At 34.0% G+C, this 21830-nt stretch carries 19 protein-coding genes; 7 read left to right on the top strand and 12 right to left on the bottom strand.

Annotated features, from left to right (window positions below):
• Window positions 1-255: 255 nt before the first annotated feature.
• The 11 genes from FQU23_RS10270 to FQU23_RS10220 form a co-directional block, all read right to left on the bottom strand.
• On the bottom strand, window positions 256-1596 hold the full coding sequence (locus FQU23_RS10270) for a glycosyltransferase 87 family protein (protein ID WP_147673740.1): 1341 nt from the start codon (window positions 1594-1596) through the stop codon (window positions 256-258).
• Entirely contained in the window at window positions 1593-3074 is a 1482-nt protein-coding gene (locus FQU23_RS10265) for a cellulose synthase family protein (RefSeq protein WP_147673739.1), read from the bottom strand. Before FQU23_RS10265 ends, FQU23_RS10270 begins: the two co-directional genes overlap by 4 nt.
• 4 nt (window positions 3075-3078) lie before the next feature.
• Entirely contained in the window at window positions 3079-3768 is a 690-nt protein-coding gene (locus tag FQU23_RS10260; protein WP_147673738.1) for a glycosyltransferase family 2 protein, read from the bottom strand.
• Window positions 3769-3843: 75 nt separating this feature from the next.
• Window positions 3844-5436, bottom strand: coding sequence for a 4Fe-4S binding protein (locus FQU23_RS10255; RefSeq protein WP_147673737.1), 1593 nt, complete (start codon window positions 5434-5436; stop codon window positions 3844-3846).
• 1 nt (window position 5437) lies between these two features.
• Window positions 5438-6733 (bottom strand): NAD(P)/FAD-dependent oxidoreductase, encoded by a 1296-nt coding sequence (locus tag FQU23_RS10250; RefSeq protein ID WP_147673736.1) that lies wholly within the window; start codon window positions 6731-6733, stop codon window positions 5438-5440.
• A gap of 88 nt (window positions 6734-6821) precedes the next feature.
• A complete protein-coding gene (locus tag FQU23_RS10245) occupies window positions 6822-7577 on the bottom strand; it encodes a hypothetical protein (RefSeq protein ID WP_147673735.1) in 756 nt (251 codons plus the stop codon).
• Window positions 7578-7648: 71 nt separating this feature from the next.
• A complete protein-coding gene (locus tag FQU23_RS10240) occupies window positions 7649-8341 on the bottom strand; it encodes a TIGR04283 family arsenosugar biosynthesis glycosyltransferase (RefSeq protein WP_147673734.1) in 693 nt (230 codons plus the stop codon).
• On the bottom strand, window positions 8334-9095 hold the full coding sequence (locus FQU23_RS10235) for a DUF547 domain-containing protein (RefSeq protein ID WP_147673733.1): 762 nt from the start codon (window positions 9093-9095) through the stop codon (window positions 8334-8336). The genes FQU23_RS10240 and FQU23_RS10235 overlap by 8 nt, the downstream gene beginning before the upstream one ends.
• A gap of 67 nt (window positions 9096-9162) precedes the next feature.
• Window positions 9163-10035, bottom strand: coding sequence for a sterol desaturase family protein (locus FQU23_RS10230; protein WP_147673732.1), 873 nt, complete (start codon window positions 10033-10035; stop codon window positions 9163-9165).
• A 22-nt stretch (window positions 10036-10057) separates the two neighbouring features.
• A complete protein-coding gene (locus FQU23_RS10225; protein WP_147673731.1) occupies window positions 10058-10666 on the bottom strand; it encodes a TIGR04282 family arsenosugar biosynthesis glycosyltransferase in 609 nt (202 codons plus the stop codon).
• Entirely contained in the window at window positions 10656-11150 is a 495-nt protein-coding gene (locus FQU23_RS10220) for a rhodanese-like domain-containing protein (RefSeq protein WP_147673730.1), read from the bottom strand. Before FQU23_RS10220 ends, FQU23_RS10225 begins: the two co-directional genes overlap by 11 nt.
• A gap of 263 nt (window positions 11151-11413) precedes the next feature.
• On the opposite strand from FQU23_RS10220, the gene FQU23_RS10215 reads away from it, so the two are divergent.
• Window positions 11414-12235: an alpha/beta fold hydrolase gene (locus FQU23_RS10215; RefSeq protein WP_147673729.1), complete on the top strand. Its 822-nt coding sequence runs from the start codon at window positions 11414-11416 to the stop codon at window positions 12233-12235.
• Between the two features lie 72 nt (window positions 12236-12307).
• On the opposite strand, the gene nhaA is transcribed toward FQU23_RS10215, so the two are convergent.
• Complete coding sequence (gene nhaA, locus FQU23_RS10210; RefSeq protein ID WP_147673728.1) at window positions 12308-13609, bottom strand: Na+/H+ antiporter NhaA; 1302 nt, start codon at window positions 13607-13609, stop codon at window positions 12308-12310.
• A gap of 607 nt (window positions 13610-14216) precedes the next feature.
• Here nhaA and FQU23_RS10205 point away from each other — a divergent pair.
• The 6 genes from FQU23_RS10205 (at window position 14217) to FQU23_RS10180 (ending at window position 21800) form a co-directional block, all read left to right on the top strand.
• Window positions 14217-15389: an acyl-CoA dehydrogenase family protein gene (locus FQU23_RS10205; RefSeq protein ID WP_147673727.1), complete on the top strand. Its 1173-nt coding sequence runs from the start codon at window positions 14217-14219 to the stop codon at window positions 15387-15389.
• A 180-nt stretch (window positions 15390-15569) separates the two neighbouring features.
• Window positions 15570-16538 (top strand): type I phosphomannose isomerase catalytic subunit, encoded by a 969-nt coding sequence (locus tag FQU23_RS10200; protein WP_147673726.1) that lies wholly within the window; start codon window positions 15570-15572, stop codon window positions 16536-16538.
• A gap of 247 nt (window positions 16539-16785) precedes the next feature.
• Window positions 16786-17793: a LacI family DNA-binding transcriptional regulator gene (locus FQU23_RS10195; protein ID WP_147673725.1), complete on the top strand. Its 1008-nt coding sequence runs from the start codon at window positions 16786-16788 to the stop codon at window positions 17791-17793.
• A 95-nt stretch (window positions 17794-17888) separates the two neighbouring features.
• Complete coding sequence (locus FQU23_RS10190; protein WP_147673724.1) at window positions 17889-19886, top strand: glycoside hydrolase family 2 protein; 1998 nt, start codon at window positions 17889-17891, stop codon at window positions 19884-19886.
• Window positions 19887-20021: 135 nt separating this feature from the next.
• Window positions 20022-20873 (top strand): endonuclease/exonuclease/phosphatase family protein, encoded by an 852-nt coding sequence (locus FQU23_RS10185; protein ID WP_147673723.1) that lies wholly within the window; start codon window positions 20022-20024, stop codon window positions 20871-20873.
• Window positions 20874-20945: 72 nt separating this feature from the next.
• Window positions 20946-21800 (top strand): family 16 glycosylhydrolase, encoded by an 855-nt coding sequence (locus tag FQU23_RS10180; protein WP_147673722.1) that lies wholly within the window; start codon window positions 20946-20948, stop codon window positions 21798-21800.
• Window positions 21801-21830 lie beyond the last annotated feature (30 nt).

Raw genomic sequence — 21830 nt, 5'->3', positions numbered from 1 at the left:
ATCGTATTTGCTTTATTAGATAAATAGTTGAAGGGAAAAGGCAACATTTATTGCTTTTTATTTTAAAGTATATTTTCGATTCCTTCGATTATGTAATAGACATACAGCTAAGCGTCTGGAGCTAGATCTTCGGTAGCTTCTTAAGTAGAAGTTGTGTAAAAAGCCCATGAGTATAGCTCGTCGCTAAATTCCGTAACTCAAATGCCGAATGTTTTTTTTTCTTCTTTTTTTATTCGCATGAATTAATTCTAGTCTTTATTCTATGCTAATAAATTGACTTTTTTTACACCCTCGTTTTTCATAAATTATAAAAGCGAAAACTATGATATATTCTAAAGCGATGAGCCAGAAGTTCTCTTTGAATTCAGGATTCATATAAGCGCTGTAACTCAAAATCACTGCGAAACTCCATACAATTGGGAATTTGTAATTTGTGAAAACACCAATAAGAATAAGGTTTATTATATACCAAGGATGAACAGTAGTTGAACTTAAAAAATACAAGGTTAGAACAACAAGAAAACTTTGGAACAAATCAATTGTCGTTTTATTTTTTGCAATAAAGGTTTGATATAATATAAAAAGCACAATTAATACAGGAATAATTTTTCCGGTGATATGAATGATATTGTATCCAGTAATCCAGAAACCTATTTCACGAATGATGTAATAAATACTGGCATTGAATTCAAAATTAGTGAACCATAAACCGATAGTTTCGCTATAATTCTGAATTAATTCATTCGAAAGAAAGGGGAGGAAGAGCAACACATTTACGCCAATAACAAGGGTGTAAAATAAAACTGCTTTTCTCCAGCCTAAATTTTTAAAAAATAATGGTAGTAATACTAACGGTAATAATTTGACAGAGATAGATAATGCTAAAATAACGGCTGATAATTTCCATTTATTTTGTTCCAATAAATACATTGCCCAAACAAAAAAGAAAAGCATAATTCCTTCAAAATGTAAATTTCCAGTAAGCTCAACAAGTACTAAGGGATTGAGTATATACCAGAAAATACGGTGCTTCTCCATACCTAAACGAACAAGTAATTTACTGCCAAAGTAAAATGTACCAAAATCTGCCGCGATAATCAATAGTCGCATTCCTATTACAGTCCCTAGTATAGATTGATTACTAAAAAATGCTGCAACAGCAAATAAAAATTGGTTGACAGGAGGATAATTAGAATAATGTCTAGCACTCAAACTTCCCATTCCATTGTATAAATCAGTAGCATTTGGAATAACAAAGTTGCTTTGCTTGATTAAGTCCCTTGGTAACTGTAAATAGGGATTTATATTTTCAAGGATAAGTTTTCCATCCCATATAAACCGAAAATAATCTTGGGATAAATTGGGTAAAGCCACTAGAAAAACCATTCGAAATAGTAGTGCTGTTCCAATTAAAAAAGGAAGATTCTCCTTTTGTAGTTTTATAATTTGGTAAAAAGAGACAAACAAAAAACTATAAGACGTCACTAAAAATAGAAAATCGGTGCGATTTAAAATATAAGCGATATAGGCATAAATAAAGAGGCTTAGTATAAGAAAGCCATAGGACTTCATGTTATTTGAAGTGTTCCAACTCATCTATTAGTTTGTATTGATTTGACAAATACATAGCTAAAACCGATGAAAAGCATTAAATGCAAAGCGATCAAGCTGTAGTCATTCAATAGAAAAGCACTATACATCGCAAAAATGAAGTAGAAGATTAATATTCCTTCAACAATGGTGTTTTTTGAAATGGTATTAGAAAGATAAGTATTCTGTTTCCATTTTTCTTTAAGACCTTCGATATTCAATTTTGGAGTGCGCACAAATTCACTTTTCTTACCCCATAAACCTTCTAATACCGCTATGGTGTTGTGAAATGAAAACCCCATTGCAATGGTGTAAAAGGTGATAAATAAAGCCATGTATTTTAGAAAGTTCTTGAAACCTCCTCCGTGAATACTTTTGTACGTCGCCCAGTAACTTATAAAAAAGAGAATGGATGTAATTACAAAAAAGATTAGCAAGTCAAATACTTTTTCAAATACGGCAAACTCATTCTTGATATACAGCATTGGCACGCTTAAAACGGCCATTGTAAAAATCGCCAAGAACATGGTGCTATTCAATAAATGTAACATTCCATGCGCTTTTGTCTTGAATCCAATAGATTCTGACTGTAGCACTCGAGCGGCATTTTTGCTAAAATTTTCTGCACCGCCTTTATTCCATCTAAACTGTTGAGAACGCGTGGCACTAATTATTGCTGGCAATTCAGCAGGGGTAACCACACCTTCAAGATATTTAAATTCCCATTTTTTTAACTGAGCGCGATAACTCAAATCTAAGTCTTCGGTAAGGGTGTCACTTTCCCAGTTTCCTGCTTCTAGGATACACTGCTTTCTCCACACTCCGGCAGTTCCATTAAAATTGATGAAATGGAATTTTGAATTTCTTCCTACCTGTTCTAATGTGAAGTGAGCATCTAAAGCAAAAGCTTGAATTTTTGTCAATATCGAATAATTACGGTTCAAATGTCCCCAGCGAGTTTGAACTACTCCAATATTTGGATTTTTAAAATAGGGAATCGTTTTATAGAGCCAGTCTTTTTGTGGAACAAAATCTGCGTCAAAGATAGCGATGAATTCCCCTTTGGCGCTAAGCAAACCTTCCTTTAAGGCACCTGCTTTAAAGCCCGTTCTAGTGCTACGCCTAATGTGCTTTATATCTAGGCCTGATTTTGCAATTTTATGAATCAGTTCTTCTGTTTCTGAGACACTTTCATCAGTGCTATCATCAAGAACTTGGATTTCCAATCGATCTTTTGGATATTCTATTTTTGCAATCGTCGTCAATAAACGCTCTACCACATACTTTTCATTATAGATAGGAAGTTGTATGGTAACAAAAGGAATTTCATTTGGTTGAGAAAGGTCAAATTGCACAGATTTATCCTTATTTTTTTTACTTTTCAAATAATTCAGTAGTAAATTAAAATTAGCTAAACTATAGAAAAACAGCAGTAAAATAGAGACGGCGTATAGAATTACAATGATATATGAAAGTTGTAGCATGCTATTATTTAAAGGTGTATTTGAAAATCCATCCTATTATTTTTACTCCAGCCATTACGCTTCCTTTTATAGTTCCGGAAACTTTTGAAACTCCAATTCTATTTTTATAGCGAACAGGAATTTCTAGGTAAGACATTTTTTGTTTTAAAACCTTAAGCTGCATTTCTACAGTCCATCCATAAGTTTTATCTTCCATTTTTAAGGCCAATAACTTTTCATATTTAATGGCTCTAAAAGGTCCTAAATCTGTAAATGTTGCCTTGAAGAAAATTTTCATTAAAGTCGTCGCCAGCCAGTTTCCGAAAATTTGCTGTGGTGTCATCGAATGTTTTTCTCTTAAAGAAGCCACTCTGGAGCCAACAACAAAATCTATATTATTCTCAAGTATCGGAGCAATCAGTTTCGTCAATTCTTCAGGATAATCAGAATAATCTCCATCTAAAAATACAATAATTTCAGGTTTTATTTCTAGAGTCGAAATGTACTCCATTCCTTTTAGGCACGCATAGCCATACCCTTTTCTGTTTTCAGAAAGTACAGTTGCGCCAGCTTCTGTCGCTACTTTAATAGTATTATCTGTCGAATTGTTACTGATGACAATAACCTCATTAACAGAATTTGGAATTTCTTTAATAACATTGGCAATTGCTTTTTCTTCGTTATAAGCAGGAATAATTACTTTAATGTTTTTCATAGTGTTTTTTGAGTCTTTTAAAAAAAAAGACTGGTTGCTTGGGCGAAAATAAGGATTATTGTAAAAAGGACTAGCCTATTTTTGGTTAATTAAATCCATTAAATCAACATCATTCCCTAATAAGATATCATTTGAATTGATTCGGCCTGCAGGAGTATCATTTTCTAATTTTAATACACCTCTAGGACATACGGCTGCACATATTCCACAACCCACACAGGATGAGCGAACAATGTTTTCTCCTTTTTCGGCATAGCTTCGCACGTCAATCCCCATTTCGCAATAAGTAGAGCAATTACCGCATGAAATACATTGACCTCCATTAGTTGTAATTCTGAATTTTGAAAACAAGCGTTGTTGCAAGCCTAAGATTGCAGCCATAGGACAACCAAAACGACACCATACTCGATTTCCCATGATAGGATAAAAACCCACACCCACAACACCACTAAAAGCGGCACCAATGGCAAAACCATACCATTCTCTAAGCGAATTACTATCGATAAAAAGAATGTTTTGATTCCCAGAAAAATAATTAATAAACAATGAAATGATGATAATGGCCACTAATGAAAGCATTGTATAAACAGCGTCAGTATCTAAATCTTTTCGTTTAAAGATGTACAAGGCCGCTGTAAAAACGATTAGAAAAGCTACAATTCCCCAAATAAATTGGTCTCTTGTAATAAAGCTCATTTCAGGATTATTAGATAGGAAAGTAAAGATAACTGCAATGGTCATTACAAATGAAAACACTAATACCGAGTGTATCATCCATCTCTCAATTTTCCAGGAGGTATCAGTCTTACTTGATAAGTGTCTATAGCTGTCTCCTGCGGTTTCAGCCAGACCACCACAACCACAAACCCAAGAACAATACCAGCGTTTACCATAAAAATAGGTTAGAATAGGGGAGATAATAAAAATCATCGCAACCCCAAAAATGAGCATGAACATTCCTAAATTGCCTCCTTCAAGCATATTTTTTAAGTGCCAGTCATTGAAGAAATAATAATTAAGCGGCCACATATTTTTTAAATCCTTAGCAAAATATGCTTTTTCCGGATTTAATTTTTCGAGTATCTCCGGAATTAAAAAAGCAAAACCCAACTGGAAAAACATCACTGAAATGGTACGTACTAATTGATACTTATTGTGTCTATATTTTAATATGAACTTATAACCAAGACCCAGAATGGCAATGGTATATAGGGTTCCATAAACAAACCATTGACTAGCCGCTTTTCCATTTAAAATAAAACTTAAAGGATCAAAAAAGCCAACAATTCCAGTACTTGAAGCGCCGTTCTCATTAAACCCTAAATATTGCGGGAACCAGTATAAAACAATATAAAAGGAAGTCAGAATAATCCCCATCATCCAAGCCCAACTTCCTCTGTTAGTAAAGTCTCTATGCCATACTCCATTGTTTTTTATTCCTTCAGGTTGGTTGAGATAGGTTCTATTCGAATAGATTACAATTCCTGCAAAAATTGCCACAATCGATCCTGTGAGCCATATTCCTTTGTTAGGAAAAGAAACATTAAACAGGGCTAATGTCATTATAAAAAGACCAAGCAATCCAAGCGCAATTCCTAATTTTTGGATGCCATCCATCTGCATGTTTTCAGGAGACGCGATAGATATATTTTTTATTGATTTGCTCATCTTATATTGTTTTTACAGCAACGAATTGGCTACTAAATTGTTTTTGGATTTCTGCGTCGTATGAAGTATAAAACTCTGGATCAAAGTTGGCTTTTTTCAAATTAGCAATTACATAGTCAACGGTTTCTTTATTGGTGAGCACCGAGTCAAAAAACTCATGACGCATGCGTATCCCAAAGGTATTGATGCCTAAAAAAGTGCGGTCTCTTTTGTCAAATGAGACTCGAATTGCTTTTTTACCCGACTCATGTTCCCAGTAAAAATGATCCTCATTTTCCTTTGGCTTTGCCCAAACCCAGCCGTAGGTTTGATATTCAATATCTAAAAACTTAGCCGAATTAAACCAATGTCCTGGTTTATAAGCAGTAGGTGTTCCCGTTAATGTCTGTGCTAACACTTCTCCCATCATTCGACCTGTATACCACACCGCTTCTATTGGTCGTCGTAAATCGATGGCTTCATGCTGTTCAGCGCAGTCGCCAATGGCATAAATATCCTTAATATTCGTTTCTAAGAAACGGTTCACTTTCACTCCTTTTCCTAATTCTACGCCCGAATCTTTAAGGAAATCAATGTTTGGTGAAACACCAGCTGTCAAACCTACAATCTCGCAATCAATGGTTTCTCCTTTATCCGTTACAACTGCTCTGGCGTATCCATTTTCATCCGAAAGAATCTCGACCAAATTAGTGTCTAATCTTAAATCGATATGATGTTCTAAAATATGACGGTTGATCATTTGGCTTTCGCCGAAAGGCAAAACACCACTCCAGAAACTTTGTTCCCGAACCAGAAAAGTAACTTGAATATCACGGGAACGAAGCATTTCGGCTAATTCGATACCTATTAATCCACCACCTACTATTACAGCACGTTTGGTTTTAGGTGCCCAATTCTCTAAAGCTTCTAAATCCTGCTTGTGGTAAAGACCAGTTACACCTTGCAAATCTTGTCCTGGCCATCCGTATTTATTGGGTTTTGATCCGGTTGCTAATACTAATTTGTCATAGCTTATCTTTTCATTATTTGATAAGACAATTTCTTTTGAGCTAGGTACTACCGCGGTAACCATTCCTTGAACGAGATCAATTTTGTTCTTTTTCCAAAAATCATTTTCATAGGATTGCGTGTGTTCAAACTTCATGTGTCCCATGAACACGTACATTAAAGCAGTACGCGAAAAGAAAAATTCAGTTTCAGAAGAGACAATAGTAATTTTTGACTCCGCTTTTTTTCGAATGTGACGCGCAAGTGTAACTCCCGCAATTCCGTTTCCTATTATGACAATATGTTCCATAAACAATGAATTTGTTCGTTATGTTTTCAATATAAAGATGGTCTAATGATCTTTAAAGTTAGGCAATTAAATCCCAAGGAAAAATACTCTATTTCGTTCTAAAGTTGGCTCCAGCCTTAAAATAATCAGCATCTACTTTAACAAATTTAATGTCAGATAAAGTGGCAAGGCCTAACTCATTGGTAAGTCCTTTTCCATCTTCCCATCCCCAGAAAACCCATTTAGTCGCCATAGGAATACCATCAACTGTTTTATAATCTAAATATTGAATCGCGTGTGGGTCTTTTTCGGCTTCTTCTTTACCCGCTTTTACACTAACAATATAAGCGGCTTTTTCTAGTAAATTTGTCTTTTTATTAGCATAAACTACGTACCAATCATCTGGTGCATCACCTGTTCCTGATTTGAAAGTTAACTTTTCAGTGTTATAATTTTCAAGATCTTTTTCTTTATTAGTATACGCATTCCATATCGTTCCCGGATCAGATAATTTATAAGGGAAAAGGAAAAAATAACTCCATGTAAATGCATCAAAACGTACCGATTCCTCATTTGGAATTGTAGAGGAATAGTACACTTTATCTTTATTGAATATTATTTTCGAACCATTTTTAAACTCAATTACGCCTTCAGTAGAATTGGTAAGCGTAGTGAATTTAGCATCCATTCTTTCTTTTCCTCCAAACTCTAATTTAAAATCAAATTGCACGGCTTCTTTAGCTAAAAAATCCTGTTTGTGATGTGCATTTTCAACTTTATCTGTAAATTTTAAGTTTTCTTCATTCGATTTACATGCTACTGCTGTAAGAAGGATTGCGGTTAAAGCAAGGGCAATTTTGTTCATTATGAATTGTTTAATTGTTATTATTGTGTTTTTTATACGGTCAAATTTATTATAACGAGTTAGTTATTCGCTTACAGGATGTTTTTTTTATAGTACTGAAGCATACTTTCAGCAGAATGTCCTAGTTTGCGTTTAAGATGAATAATGCTAAAATGGTATTGTAAACGCCAAACCCCATTCTGTTGATATCTTCTGGCCGATGTAATTACGTAGTCTGGAATGACGATAAATTGTTTTTTGGCGTAAAGCCTAGAAATTATTTCATTATCCTCATAAATCATAAATTGCTCATCAAATCCCTTTATTTCCTCAAATAATCTTTTGGTTACAAATAACGATTGATCTCCGCCACGGCAGGAAATGTGATTGAATCGTGTGAACCACTGCGAAACCATTAAAACCGGATGTTCGTAATCAAACTTTATTCTGAAACAACCTGCCTGATTCCCTTTTTGAACGACATCATTGATAATACGGTCAAAATCCTGTGGTGGAAAACTATCACAATGTAAAAAATAGAGAATGTTTCCTGTAGCGGCTTTGGCTCCCACATTCATTTGTTTGGCTCTTCCCTTTGCAGCTTGAATTAATTTAATCTTTGAATTAGTACTTACTGAATCTTGTGAACCATCCGTACTTCCGCCATCGACGACTATTATTTCGATTTTCTGGTTTTGAAAAGCATTATTTTCAAGATGCGATAATAGTGTACTTATGCGGCTTAGTTCGTTAAAAATAGGAATTATTATCGAAATTTTATTCATTCAATTTCCAATTGTAGTCTTTGTAATTCACTTTTGCTTTACTACTAATTTTGATAGTACTGTACTGGTTTAAAAAATCAATAACAGAACCTTTTTTCTTAAAATCTCCGGAGAACCAATCAAATATTTTTGAGATTTCGATTTCATTTGCAGTGATAGTATTCTTCGTTTTATCGTTAATAAAACTTTTAGAAATGGCTACCAATTGCTTTTCTAATTTCGTTTCAGTATAAGCTTCATTTAGTAAATTCGGGCAAGAAAAAGAAGCGCAGTTTATGGCAAAATGTATTCTTGGTTCATCCATTTTTCGAAGTATCTCGTGCTCGATTTCTTCTAGACTGTATTTCTTGTTTCCTAATGAAATGAACTTTTTACCCCAAGGATCATTAATTTCCTTTATACTTTTAGTTGGATAATTGTCTAAAATTAATTTAACGGTGTAGGCATTGTAGGCATTGATCCAATAGGCAAGCGTGGCATTTTTTGACCATGATTTTGTAGGAACATTTCCCGATAATTCATTAAGATACGACTGAAGTTCTTTGCTGTCTTTTTGAAATGCCTTATAATTTACCTTGCCGTTTTTAGAAACATTTTTTTGTAATAATGTATTCCATTTAGCATGATTTATACTTTGAAAATCTGCTGTTGCAGTAGTAGTTTGATCTGCAGTGGTTGGAATTTCCGGATTGTATTTGGTTTTCCCACATGAAAGTAGTGGTAGTAGAATGAGTATTATAAAATATTTTTTCATGGGGACATTTATTTAAATTATAAAGGAATAGACAGTCATAGAAGTTGTTTCTGACAGCAGAAAGAAACTATTTTTTAAAAGGATATATTTCTTGCTTGATAAAATCGGTTGGAAACTCACTTTCATCATGAAAACCAAGTTCGATATCTCTTCCATCTGTAGGTATGTAGTTGGTTTTGAATAAATAGTCCCATACGCTTAATGAAATCCCAAAGTTGACACCGTATTTATTCGGTATTTTTTTACTGTGATGCCAAATATGCATTTTTGGATTGTTAAAGATGTACTTTAGAAAACCATAATCCCAACCTATATTAGCGTGGTTTAGATGACCTATTGCAATGGCAATGAAATGCACAATAAAGGCATCTTCAAGATTTACACCACCAATAAGAATTATAGGAATGTAGAGAATTGATTTATACACGATTGGCTCCATCCAGTTGTATCTAAAATGAGCAGCAAAACCCATTTCTTTTACGCTGTGATGGGTTTTGTGAATTTTCCATAAGAAAGGAATCATATGCAATAAGCGATGAACGTTCCATTGCAGAAAATCACTTATGAGGAAGAATACAAATAAAGCTAAAGGTTTCGGCAATTTAGAGATAGAAAACAGCTGTATAGATGTTAATTCGAATCCAAATAAATATAGGACGTCATTAATTAACTGTTCCGTTACATTAGACAATGCAATAAGAAGAATTAAATTGAGTAAGAAAAAATTAAAAAATAGATAGAATAAATCCAGCCAAAAATCTTTTCGAAAAACAGCTTGTTTCTTTCTCCAAGGAAAAGTAATTTCAAGGAACCATACAACCAGAGAAATGGCAATCAATCCATAAAAGTAGTTGTCCCAGTTCCAGTATAAAATTTCATTATTCAGATAATTAAAATAACCGCTGTAAGAATTCAATAGTATATCAATGTATTTTTCCATTATTGGCAATGTTTTTTATTTACTATAGCAGGTTTAAGGCAGTTATATTATACTGGCTTTTTTCTAAATCTTCAAAGGTATCAATATCATTTAATATGTCTAAAACGCCTACTTTCTGATGCTTAAAATCGCTCATCGTAGCTGCAAAAACCGAATCCGTTCCCCAATCTTTATTTTTGAATACCGCTGGATTTCCTTTTTTTAGTCCTAATAAATAGTAACCACCGTCTTCAGCAGGACCAATTACGACATCGTGATTTAAAAGTTTTTTAAAAGCTGTTTCTATTATACTCGATTTCAGGTCGAATAAATCACTGCCTACAATGATACATTTTTGATAACCCATTTTGAAAAGACTTTCGAAAGCTTGACACATTCGCTGTCCTAAATCACCTTCAGATTGTAGCTTTTTTTGATAATATTCATTCGACCAAATGTCCTCTTCGATAATGTTAGTATCATAAAAAACAAATTTATCACAGTCGAGAGTTTGGGTTTCATTTCTGGTGTGCAACAGCAAATCGTTATAAACAGTCAAGGCATTTTCGTTGCCAATTGTTTTTGCGAGTCTGGTTTTTACCTTTCCTGATTCAGGATTTCGGGTAAAAATTATAAGTGCATCAGTTTTCATAAACCTTAATTCCTTTTTTTAAATAAATACTCCATGCTTTGTTGTAAGTATGTATACTGTCTGTAACTTTATTTTGATTGTTCACTACTTTTTCGCCATTGTTTTTATATTCGAAAATACCTCCGTACAAATTGTAGACATTTTTGTATCCTAGTTTTTGTAGTTTTTCACCTATTTGTTCACTTCGGACACCAATGGAGCAATAGACAATGATAGTGGCATTCTTATCTTTTAGGTTTGCAGTAACTTTTTTGGAATTAAAGTGATCGAAACCTACGGGAATAGCATTTTGAATGTGACTTACTTTGTATTCTTTTGGCTCTCTGGCGTCTAAGAAAACTAGGTTTTTCTTGTTTTTCAGTTCATTCACTTTAATATATGGAACCGTTTCTATATTGAATTTTTTCAATGCTTGCTCAATGTTATTTTGCGCATGAAGCGTTATTGAAAATAAGAAAGCAATAAAATAAATATAGTGGCGCATAGGATTTTTTTTATAAAGGTATTTAATTTATTAGACGTCTAAAAACTTATTTCCTTACAGAAAAGTTAATTTAAGTTTTAAGGATGCTGGAAAACTCTACTTATTGATTTTGCTACGAAAGTCCACTTAGCCGAGAATAAGGAGTAATTGGAGGTTTATTAGGAATTAATGTGCTAATTATATAAATCCTTTTACTATTAATGTAATGATTTCTATATTGAGATGTTGCAACTTTGTGATAAGAATAATAAAAAAAAACTAAGATGAAAACAGCTGCTAACGGATTTAATAGAACTATCGACCTTAAAAATGTTTCAATTTCATATGATGATTTAGGTGAAGGTCCAATTCCAGTAATTTTTCTTCACGGTTTTCCCTTTGATAAATCGATGTGGCAAAACCAGTTGGAGTACTTACAATCGTCGAGGCGGGTAATCGCTTTGGATCTACGTGGATTTGGAAAATCAAAAAATGAGGAAACAGCGCTAACCATTGATTTATTTACTTCAGATTTAATTGAATTTATGGACAAATTAGCCATTGACAAAGCCATAATATGCGGGCTATCGATGGGCGGATATATCGCATTAAATTCCATCCACAAATACCCCGAACGTTTTCAAGCTTTGATTTTGTGCGACACCCAATGTATTGCTGACACTACAGAAGGAAAGGAAAAACGGTATAAAACGATAGATGAAATAGAAAACGGTGGTTTAATCGAGTTCTATGAAGGGTTTATAAAAAATCTATTTAATAAAGACTCAGGAATCAATAACAAGGAAATGGTTGAAGAATTGCAAACAGTTGTTTTTTCTAATACTCAATCAAGTATTACTAAAGGACTTGTTGCCATGGCAGAACGCACCGAAACATGTAGCTATTTAGCTTCAATTGCAGTACCAACGCTAATTATTTGCGGCAGAGAGGATGTTCTCACTCCGCTTGGGCAATCAGAATTTATGAATGGAAAAATTAAGAACTCTATACTGAAAGTAATTGATAAAGCAGGACATGTATCCAATTTGGAACAGCCACAAGAGTTCAATAAATACCTGAGTAATTTTCTAAACGCTATAAGTTAAGCTGCGATGGCCTGCTATGATTATTTGTACGATTAATTTTAGAGCTAGTTAGTGTTTGCCTGTTTAAAGACGCTATGTTGTTTTAGTTTTCTTCGAATACAATATTGCTAAACCTATAATTGCAGAGATTAGAGAACCGATAAGAACCCCAATTTTAGCTGAGTCAAGAAAAAGCGGACTACTTTCGAGTGCTAAACTCGCAATAAAAATCGCCATTGTAAAACCGATTCCAGCTAAAAATGAAACACCCACAATTTGTCGGTTGCTAATATCTTTTGGAACTTCAATAAGTTTTGCCTTTTTTGCAATAAGAACAAGAGAAGTAATTCCGATACTATTCCCTAAGACCAATGAGATAATTATATTTCGCATCAAATCAGTATCCAGATCAATTTCGCTACTAATTAAAACACCAGCATTTGCTAATGCAAAAACGGGAATTATAAAATAAGCAACCCAACCATGCAAGCTGTGTTCAAGATTTTGAAGAGGAGATTGGTACTTTCCGGTCCATTCCCCTAGATTACCTACTTGATGTAGTTGTTCTTTTGAAAGAATTGGTTTTTTAAGAACCACAGCGTCTTTAATTTTATCGGTAATTGCTGTTAAATTATCAAGAAATTCAGGAGTATCGATTTTTTGTCTGATAGGCACAGAAAAGGCTAAAAGTATTCCTGCAAGTGTAGGATGTATTCCTGATTTTAGAAACAAAAACCAAATAACAATCCCAAAAAGAATCATTACTACTTTCGAATAATACCCTTTAAAGGAGACGATATATAAAACTGCTAATAGCCCAAGTGCCGCAACTAACAGCATGATGTTAATATTAGCACTGTAAAATAATGCGATTACTAAAACCGCTCCCAAATCATCCACAATTGCAAAAGCAGTTAGAAAAACTTTAAGACTAAGCGGAATGCGATCTCCTAAAATCTTTAGTACGGCTAGTGAAAAGGCAATGTCAGTAGCCATAGGTATTCCCCAGCCACTTTGAGTTTCAGGATTTTGATTTAGAACAGTAAAAAACAAAACTGGAAACGCCATTCCTCCAATTGCTCCTAATAATGGAAAGGCTATTTTTTTGGCTGAATTTAATTCGCCAATGAGGAACTCTCGTTTAATTTCTAATCCAATTAAAAAGAAGAATACGGCCATTAAACCGTCATTGATCCAAAGTATTAGAGGCTTATATAATTCGAAATTATGAATGGAAAAACCAACTTTATACTGCAAAATATTCTGGTATAAATCTCCAGCTGAGGAATTGGCCCAAAGAAGTGCAGTAAGTGTCGCGGTGAGCAATAAAATTCCACTAAAACTTTCAATCTTAATAAATTTTTGAATAGGAGTAAGGAGTACTTTTTTTATCATAGTTGTTTTTAATTTTTGGAAAAATCCAATAAGGCTTTAGACCGCGGACTTTAAACGAAGATTATTTTTTATAGTATACTTATAAAGCTATTAGCTGTAATTTATGAAGCTTTATATTTTCTAATCGGATACTATTCAGAGTGCTTAATCTCCAAACATACGAAAAATAAAAAAAAAATAAAAGTAGATGGAGGCTGAAACACTCAATAATGCTAAAGTTTCACTTAAGTTTAACATTGAGTCTGTGCGAAGACTTTTTCTTCTAAAGGAATTATTGGTCACTTATGCTTTGTAGAAAGTTGAAAAAATGAGCCTAAGTTTAAAATAAAGGTAGAAATGGAAAGTAATGCATCAGGATCACTTGTGGTATTATCTATACTCGAAATTGATATTATGATTTCAATAGCATTTAGTTTGGATCAGTATGATAGTTTTGAAAAAGAAATAGTCAAAAAAAGTTGACATTCATTGCCAAACTGATTTGCAGTCAGGACATTGTGCTCAACTATTGTATTACTATATTTTGATTTTAACATCAAAAAGAGTAATTGTGTTTCTGTATCTTTACTATTTCAACCCTACTTTAAAAATCTTAAACAGTATAAACATGCTACAAAATGTACTAATTGAACGAAAGATTTACGCATCGGAAGAACATAAGATGATGAAAGAAATGATAAAGGAATTCATTTCGAATGAAATTATGGATCAGCTAGATGAATGGGAAAAAGCAGGAATGGTTAGTCGCAAAATTTGGAAGCGAGCTGGTGAATTAGGATTATTGTGCATTGATATGCCTGAGATATATGGTGGCGGCGGATTAGATTTTTCTTTTAACGCTTTGTTCATCGAAGAATTTGCTAAAAAAGGAATTAGTGGCCCTGGTTTCTCCTTGCATTCTGATATTGTGGCTCCTTATCTATTAAAATATGGAACGGAGGGACAGAAGCAAAAGTATTTACCACAAATGGCCAAAGGAGATATGATTACTGCCATAGGGATGACGGAACCAAATTGCGGAAGTGATTTGAAAGCCCTTCGGACCACAGCTGAAGACAAAGGCGATCATTATTTAGTAAACGGACAAAAAACATTTATCACTAACGGCTTTATGTGCGATATGGCAATTGTAGCGGTAAAAACAAATGTCAATACTGATCAAGAAGGAGTGACCTTACTTATTATGGAATCCTCGATGGAAGGATTTAGCAAAGGAGTTCCCTTTAAAAAAATCGGGATGAAATCTCAGGATACCTGTGAATTGTTTTTTGATAAAGTGAAAGTGCCAAAGGAAAACAGATTAGGTGATGAAAAAATGGGTTTTAAAATTATGATGGAGGAATTGGCTCGGGAAAGGCTAACGGTTGGAGTAACCGCAGTCGCAACTGCTCAAGGAGCTATCGAAAATACAATCGCCTACACCGCCGAAAGAACGGCTTTTAACACTACCATTTCCGGCTTTCAAAATACCCAATTTAAACTAGCTGAATGTACCACCCAGTTGCAAATACATCAGGCTTTTTTAGATCGATGTATTGAATTGTTAGTGGATCATAAATTAACCACTGAAACCGCTTCGATGATTAAATATTCGGCTACTGATATGTGTGGCAATGTAGTAGATGAGTGTTTGCAATTGTTTGGCGGTTATGGTTATATGTGGGATTACCCAATAGCTCGTATGTATGCTGACAATCGTGTTGCTCGTATCTATGCAGGAACAAATGAAATCATGAAAATAGTAATTGCACGAGGACTGTTTAAAGAAAAATTGGAATGATTTTGTATTTAACCTAAAGATCGGACTTCATTTCTCGAACTTGAACACTGTCTTTTGATACTAGTGATTTTTTAATATATTTGCTAAAACGTTTTAGAATATCTTAATTTTCAAAATTATGATGTTAACTAATTCTATTTTAGATTTGCATTAGCCAATATCCATTAAAATCATAAATAAATGAATACAGAATTATATCCTTTGCAATTTGACCCAATTTTAAAAGAAAGAATCTGGGGCGGTGAAAAGCTAAAAACGGTTCTTAATAAACCAATTGAGTCAAAAATCACGGGAGAAAGTTGGGAATTATCAACTGTAGAAGGAGATGTAAGTACTATTGCAAATGGAGTTTTGAAAGGAAAATCATTGACAGCAATTATCGAGGAGTTTCCAAACGAAATTTTAGGAACAGCAGTTTATTCGAAATTTGGAAAACAATTTCCATTGCTTTTTAAATACTTAGATGCACGCGAAGATTTGTCGATTCAGGTTCACCCGAATGATGCATTGGCTAAAGAACGCCACAACTCTTTTGGTAAAACAGAAATGTGGTACATCATGCAAGCCGACGTTGATGCCCGAATAATTGTAGGTTTCAAAGAAGATTCAAACAAGGAGGAATATGTGCAGAGCCTCGAAAATAAAACCTTATTGAATTTGCTGGATGATGTAAAAGTAAAATCAGGTGATGTTTTCTTTCTAGAAACAGGAACGGTTCACGCCATTGGAGCTGGACTAGTAGTTGCTGAGATTCAGCAAACTTCAGATATTACTTATCGTCTTTATGATTTTGACAGGAAAGATGCTCAAGGAAATACAAGAGAGCTACATATTGACTTAGCTCTTGATGCGATCAACTATGATAAGGTAGATACTTTTAAGGAATACACAAAAGAGATGAATCAATCTAATTCGATTGTTGATTGCCCTTATTTTACTACTAATTTCGTTCCATTGGATGGAGAAATTACCTTGAATAAAAACGGAGAATCATTTACAGTATATATGTGTATCGAAGGTGATTTTGAAATTGAATATCATAATTCGACGTTCAATTATAAAAAAGGAGATACAGTTTTAATTCCTGCAGCGATGAAAAATTACCTACTCAAAGGGAAGGCTTCCATTTTAGAAGTTTACATTTCATAATTATTTTTTTCGAATAAATTAAAAGAGATTAAAAGTATAGAATTCGCCATAAAGTGGATTCTATACTTTTTTTTTTGATTTACATAATTTAATGATAGTAAAGGATGCGCACTTTTTCACTTATTATTTTGATAGTTTATTAACAATAAAAAAAATCATATTATTCAAAGTAAATATTTACTAAAACGTTTTTGTAGAAGTTTTTACATATATTTGGGATAATATTAAGAGAAAATAAACTTATTAGATGAAGAAGATTACTATCAAAGATATTGCCTTAGAAGCTCAGGTTTCTATCTCTACAGTTTCTTTTGTACTCAATGATAAAGGGGAGAAAATGGGCATTAGTCCAGCGGTCATAAAAAAAGTTCAAGTCATCGCAGCTAAGTTAAATTACAGGCCTAATATGATCGCAACTAGTCTAAGAACTGGAAAGACAAGATCAATAGGACTTATAGTTGAAAATATTGCAAATCAGTTTTTCTCTTCTCTTGCCAGAGTAATTGAAGAAGAGGCGAAGAAGAATGGGTATAGAGTTTTCTACTGTAGTACAGGAAATGATGAGGAAAGGTCAGCAGAGCTGGTGCAAAGTCTACTTCAGGCAAACGTGGATGGCTTTATTATTACTCCAACAGAGAAGCTGGACAAAAGTATTGATCAGCTTTTAAAAATGAAAAAACCCGTTGTCTTAATCGATAGGTATTTTCCAGGACAAGAAGTGAGTCATGTGGTGATGGATAATTATGAAGGAGCTTTTTCAGCAACAAATTTTTTAATCGAAAAGGGGCGACGTAAAATAGCTTTGATTAACAATAATTCTGGCATGGTTCAAATGCAATTGCGAGAAAAAGGATATGTTGATGCAATGAAAAAAGCTGGTATTTATGATGAAATATTGATTCTTCACCTTGATTACCACAGTAGCGAGGAGGAAAAAGTAGAAGAGCTGATTAGTTTTTTTAGAAATAATAAAACAATTGACGGTGTGCTTTTTTTAACAAATTATATGGGTCTCGCAGGTCTTCAGGCTTTTCAAAAAATAGGTTTAAAGTTGCCTAAAGACTTGGCTATAATTAGTTATGATGATCATTATAGTTTTAGACTGCATTCACCAACGATCACCGTTGTCGAACAGCCAATAAATACTATTGCAGTAAAAGCTGTGGAATTGCTTATGGATCAAATGATAAATGATGATGCTGCGGTCGAAAAAGTTGTTTTAAAAGGGAATATAATAGTGCGAGAATCAGTGTGATTAAAATTTTCTAATATTAATTTTTTTTCAAGGAAAATTAAAAAAAAAATCTAGCTGCTCTAGTTTACTACAAAAGGTTTAAAAATGCCATTATAATGAATTTTAGAAAAGGTTTTTATTGGATAGTGATCATTTGTTTGACAAATTTTTCATTGGCAGTGCATGCTCAGAAGAGCGCGATGGTTTTAAAAAGTGGTTGGGAATTTCGTCAGCAGGGAGCTACTAATTGGAATGCAGCAACGGTACCTGGTGAGGTTCATTCTGATTTGTTGAATAACAAAATGATTCCAGACCCTTACTATCGTGACAACGAAAAGAAAGTTCAGTGGGTTGAAAAAGAAAACTGGGAATATAAAACTTCCTTTTCAGTAACTCCCAAAACTCAAAAACAAAAACATATAGAATTAGTTTTCGACGGACTGGACACCTATGCTACGGTTTATCTTAATGACAAATTAGTACTAGAAGCTAATAATATGTTTCGGCAATGGAGAGTTGATGTCAAGTCGCATTTGCGTTTAGGTGAAAATCAATTAAGGATTGTATTTCAATCGGCACAAAATGTGGTTGATTCATTGGCCAAAAAAGAGCTGCCATTTATAATTCCAGATAATCCACGTGCTTATGTTCGTAAAGCCCAGTATCATTTTGGTTGGGATTGGGGACCTAAATTAACCACTTGCGGCGTTTGGAAAGAAGTAAGACTCGAGGCCTACAACAAAAATCCAAAGGAGAAAGAATATGTGCCAAGTCGAAAAGTCGAATTAGTACAGCAGCCAGACAGCCTTGGCAAATCGTTTTATTTTAAAATTGATGGCAAGCCAGTCTATATGAAAGGCGCTAACTATATTCCGTTGGATGCTTTGCTTTCAAGAGTAACAAAAGAGGAATACGAGAAAGTGATTAAAATGGCCAAAGATGCCAATATGAACATGCTTCGTGTTTGGGGCGGAGGTATTTATGAAGATGATTATTTCTATGATTTATGTGACAAATACGGAATTAATGTTTGGCAGGATTTTATGTTTGCTGGGGCAATGATTCCTGGTGATGACGCTTTTTTTGATAATGTAAGAGAAGAAGTAAAATACCAGGTGAAGCGTTTGCGCCACCATAAGAGCATCGTTTTATGGTGTGGAAATAATGAAGTTGACGAAGCTTTTAAAAACTGGGGTTGGCAGAAAAAAATGAAAATGTCCAAACAGGATTCGACTCGTTTATGGAAAGATTATGTAAGATTGTTTCAAGACAGTATCCCAAAATGGGTTAAGGAAGTTGATCCTACAAGACCATATATTAGCAGTTCACCGTTGTTTGGTTGGGGAAGAAAAAAGAGTTATTCTGAGGGCGATAGTCACTATTGGGGAACTTGGTGGGGACTAGCAGATATCGAAGCAGTACAGAATAAAACTGGTCGTTTTGTGAGTGAATACGGTATGCTAGCGATGCCAAACTATTCTACTGTAGAAAAGTTTACTGCTGCTGAAGACCGCCATTTATTTTCGGATGTATTAAAAGCACATCAAAAAGCGGGCAAAGGTTTTACGAAACTGAATTCTTATTTAAATCGGTATTTTATTGATTCGACTAAAGTCGAGAAAATGGAACTTAAGGATTATACGTATCTAACACAATGCTTACAATATTATTCGCTTAAAAATATTATAGGAATTCATCGTTCTAAGGCGCCTTATAATATGGGAACTTTGGTGTGGCAGTTAAATGATTGTTGGCCCGTAGCCAGCTGGAGTGTCACTGATTATTACAATCGCCAACCTAAAGCGGCTTGGTATGCCATTCGAGAAGCCTATCGCGATGATATTGTTCCCGAAATTGACTTAACTCGTCCCGTCGATTTGAAATTGGAAAACCCAAATATAACTTGGAAAAGAAAAGGCAATAAAATCACATTAAAAGCGACCAAGCCAGCAAAGTATGTCTATGTAGAAATTGAAGGTTACACGGGTAAATTAAGTGACAACTACATGGATTTAGATGCTGGAAAAGAACTGAAAATTTCATATGAAGGTAGATTAAAGAAGCCAGTTATTCGTGTAACGTCGTTGTATGATGTTCTTAATAGATATAATTAAATATTATAAATTGTTATTATCATTATTTAGATTTGAGATAATTAAAGGAGAAACGGCGAATAGCTGTTCAGTCAAAGTTTTATCGAATAGTAGAAGCAAATTCATTTCACCATCGCTAATAAAAAGTAGCAACTTATGAAAAACATATTTTATTTAATGTTGTTTTTTTCTCTATCGTCAAGTACGATGGATAGATCTAATCTTGACTTGAAGATTATGACTTTTAATATTCGATACGATAACCCAGATGATAATAAAAACAACTGGAAGTATCGAAAAGAGGAAGTTACAAAAATGATTCGTTCTAATGGAGTTGATATTCTTGGAGCTCAAGAAGTGTTGGCGAATCAACTGAAATATATCTCGGAGAAATTACCCGACTATAATGCAATTGGAGTAGGAAGAGAAGATGGAAAGGAGAAAGGCGAATTCAGTCCAATATTTTATAAAAAGGATAAATTTAAAGTAGGCAAATCAGGTTATTTTTGGTTGAGTGAAACACCTGAGAAACCGTCAAAAGGATGGGATGCTGCGTGCGAGCGAATTGCAACTTGGGCTCAGTTAAAAGATATTAAAACAAATAAGATGTTATTTGTAATTAACACTCATTTTGATCACGAAGGAATGATTGCTAGGCAAGAGAGCGTTAAATTAATTAAGGAGAAAGTGGCGCTTTTAAGCGAAGGTTTACCTTTAATTATTATGGGAGATTTTAATGCTGAACCTGAATCAAGTGTTGTAAAGCAAATGCTTTCATCTGCTGAGGCTATAACTATTTTTGATTCACGTTCTAGGACTTCAAAGGTGTATGGGGAGTCTTGGACATTTAACGGGTTTGGAAAAGTTCCTTTTCATCAGCGACAAATTATCGATTATATTTTTGTCAATAATGATGTAAAAGTTAAGAAACACAATATTCTTTCTGAAACGGTAAATGGGATGTTCATTTCAGATCATTCTGCTGTATTTATCGTAGTTTCTATTTGACATTTTGTTGATTTTTTGTAGAGTAAATTATAAAATAATATAAGCGTACAACTTATGAAATTATGAAAAAGTATGATTAAGAATGAAAAAATAGCACCTTTTAGCAAATCGTTTTTAGTAGCAATACTAATTGGTAGCGCTTCTTTAAACGCACAAAAAAAGGAAAAATGGAAATTAGTATGGAAAGAAGAATTTAATTATACCGGACTTCCAGATCCATCAAAATGGAATTACGAAGTAGGACATATTCGAAATAATGAGCAACAATATTATACTAATGCTAGAAAAGAAAATGTGTGGGTAAGCAAAGGAGCTTTGGCTATTACAGGCAGAAAGGAAAGCTATCCAAATGAGTTCTATTCTGAAGAAAATAAGACTTGGAAAACCGAAAGCCCTACCGCCCAATATACTTCCGCTAGTATCAATACTCTCGGGAAAGTAGGTTGGAAATATGGAAGAATCGAGGTCAGAGCTAAGCTGCCTCAAGGTGCAGGAATATGGCCAGCGATCTGGATGATGGGAACGAATAGATCTGAAATAGGTTGGCCAAAATGTGGTGAGATTGATGTTATGGAATTTGTGGGAAATCAACCCAAAGAAATTTACGGAACGATGCATTTTCCTGACCCTCTTGGCAAAGGGAATAAATCGAATGGGAATAAGATTACTACCGAAAATTTGGGAGAGGACTTTCATGTTTATGCCATAGAGTGGAATGAGCAAACGATTGATGTTTATTTTGATGATAAAAAGTATCATAGTTTTTCAGTTGATTCGGCGGGAGTGGGTGATGATAATCCTTTTCGTAAACCATTTTATTTATTGCTGAATTTGGCAATGGGAGCGAACTGGCCTGGACCAATTGACGATACCATTTTGCCACAAAAATTCTTAGTAGACTACGTCAGAGTTTATGAGAAGAAATGATTTTGAAGTAGTGAAGAGTTGAAAACTCAG

This window comes from Flavobacterium sp. XN-5 (genome assembly GCF_008033395.2).
Classification (GTDB): domain Bacteria; phylum Bacteroidota; class Bacteroidia; order Flavobacteriales; family Flavobacteriaceae; genus Flavobacterium; species Flavobacterium hiemivividum.
The sequence above is the reverse complement of the archived record's forward strand: the minus strand, read 5'-3'. Positions and strand labels throughout refer to the sequence as shown.

Excerpts from the sequence above, each read along its gene's own strand:
- FQU23_RS10205 (WP_147673727.1), top strand. The coding sequence starts at position 14,217 with ATGCTACAAAATGTACTAATTGAACGAAAGATTTACGCATCGGAAGAA.
- FQU23_RS10190 (WP_147673724.1), top strand. The coding sequence starts at position 17,889 with ATGAATTTTAGAAAAGGTTTTTATTGGATAGTGATCATTTGTTTGACA.
- FQU23_RS10185 (WP_147673723.1), top strand. The coding sequence starts at position 20,022 with ATGAAAAACATATTTTATTTAATGTTGTTTTTTTCTCTATCGTCAAGT.
- FQU23_RS10265 (WP_147673739.1), bottom strand. The coding sequence starts at position 3,074 with ATGCTACAACTTTCATATATCATTGTAATTCTATACGCCGTCTCTATT.
- FQU23_RS10245 (WP_147673735.1), bottom strand. The coding sequence starts at position 7,577 with ATGAACAAAATTGCCCTTGCTTTAACCGCAATCCTTCTTACAGCAGTA.
- FQU23_RS10250 (WP_147673736.1), bottom strand. The coding sequence starts at position 6,733 with ATGGAACATATTGTCATAATAGGAAACGGAATTGCGGGAGTTACACTT.
- FQU23_RS10220 (WP_147673730.1), bottom strand. The coding sequence starts at position 11,150 with ATGCGCCACTATATTTATTTTATTGCTTTCTTATTTTCAATAACGCTT.
- FQU23_RS10255 (WP_147673737.1), bottom strand. The coding sequence starts at position 5,436 with ATGAGCAAATCAATAAAAAATATATCTATCGCGTCTCCTGAAAACATG.
- FQU23_RS10200 (WP_147673726.1), top strand. The coding sequence starts at position 15,570 with ATGAATACAGAATTATATCCTTTGCAATTTGACCCAATTTTAAAAGAA.
- FQU23_RS10260 (WP_147673738.1), bottom strand. The coding sequence starts at position 3,768 with ATGAAAAACATTAAAGTAATTATTCCTGCTTATAACGAAGAAAAAGCA.
- FQU23_RS10235 (WP_147673733.1), bottom strand. The coding sequence starts at position 9,095 with ATGAAAAAATATTTTATAATACTCATTCTACTACCACTACTTTCATGT.
- FQU23_RS10195 (WP_147673725.1), top strand. The coding sequence starts at position 16,786 with ATGAAGAAGATTACTATCAAAGATATTGCCTTAGAAGCTCAGGTTTCT.
- nhaA (WP_147673728.1), bottom strand. The coding sequence starts at position 13,609 with ATGATAAAAAAAGTACTCCTTACTCCTATTCAAAAATTTATTAAGATT.
- FQU23_RS10270 (WP_147673740.1), bottom strand. The coding sequence starts at position 1,596 with ATGAGTTGGAACACTTCAAATAACATGAAGTCCTATGGCTTTCTTATA.
- FQU23_RS10215 (WP_147673729.1), top strand. The coding sequence starts at position 11,414 with ATGAAAACAGCTGCTAACGGATTTAATAGAACTATCGACCTTAAAAAT.
- FQU23_RS10230 (WP_147673732.1), bottom strand. The coding sequence starts at position 10,035 with ATGGAAAAATACATTGATATACTATTGAATTCTTACAGCGGTTATTTT.
- FQU23_RS10180 (WP_147673722.1), top strand. The coding sequence starts at position 20,946 with ATGATTAAGAATGAAAAAATAGCACCTTTTAGCAAATCGTTTTTAGTA.
- FQU23_RS10240 (WP_147673734.1), bottom strand. The coding sequence starts at position 8,341 with ATGAATAAAATTTCGATAATAATTCCTATTTTTAACGAACTAAGCCGC.
- FQU23_RS10225 (WP_147673731.1), bottom strand. The coding sequence starts at position 10,666 with ATGAAAACTGATGCACTTATAATTTTTACCCGAAATCCTGAATCAGGA.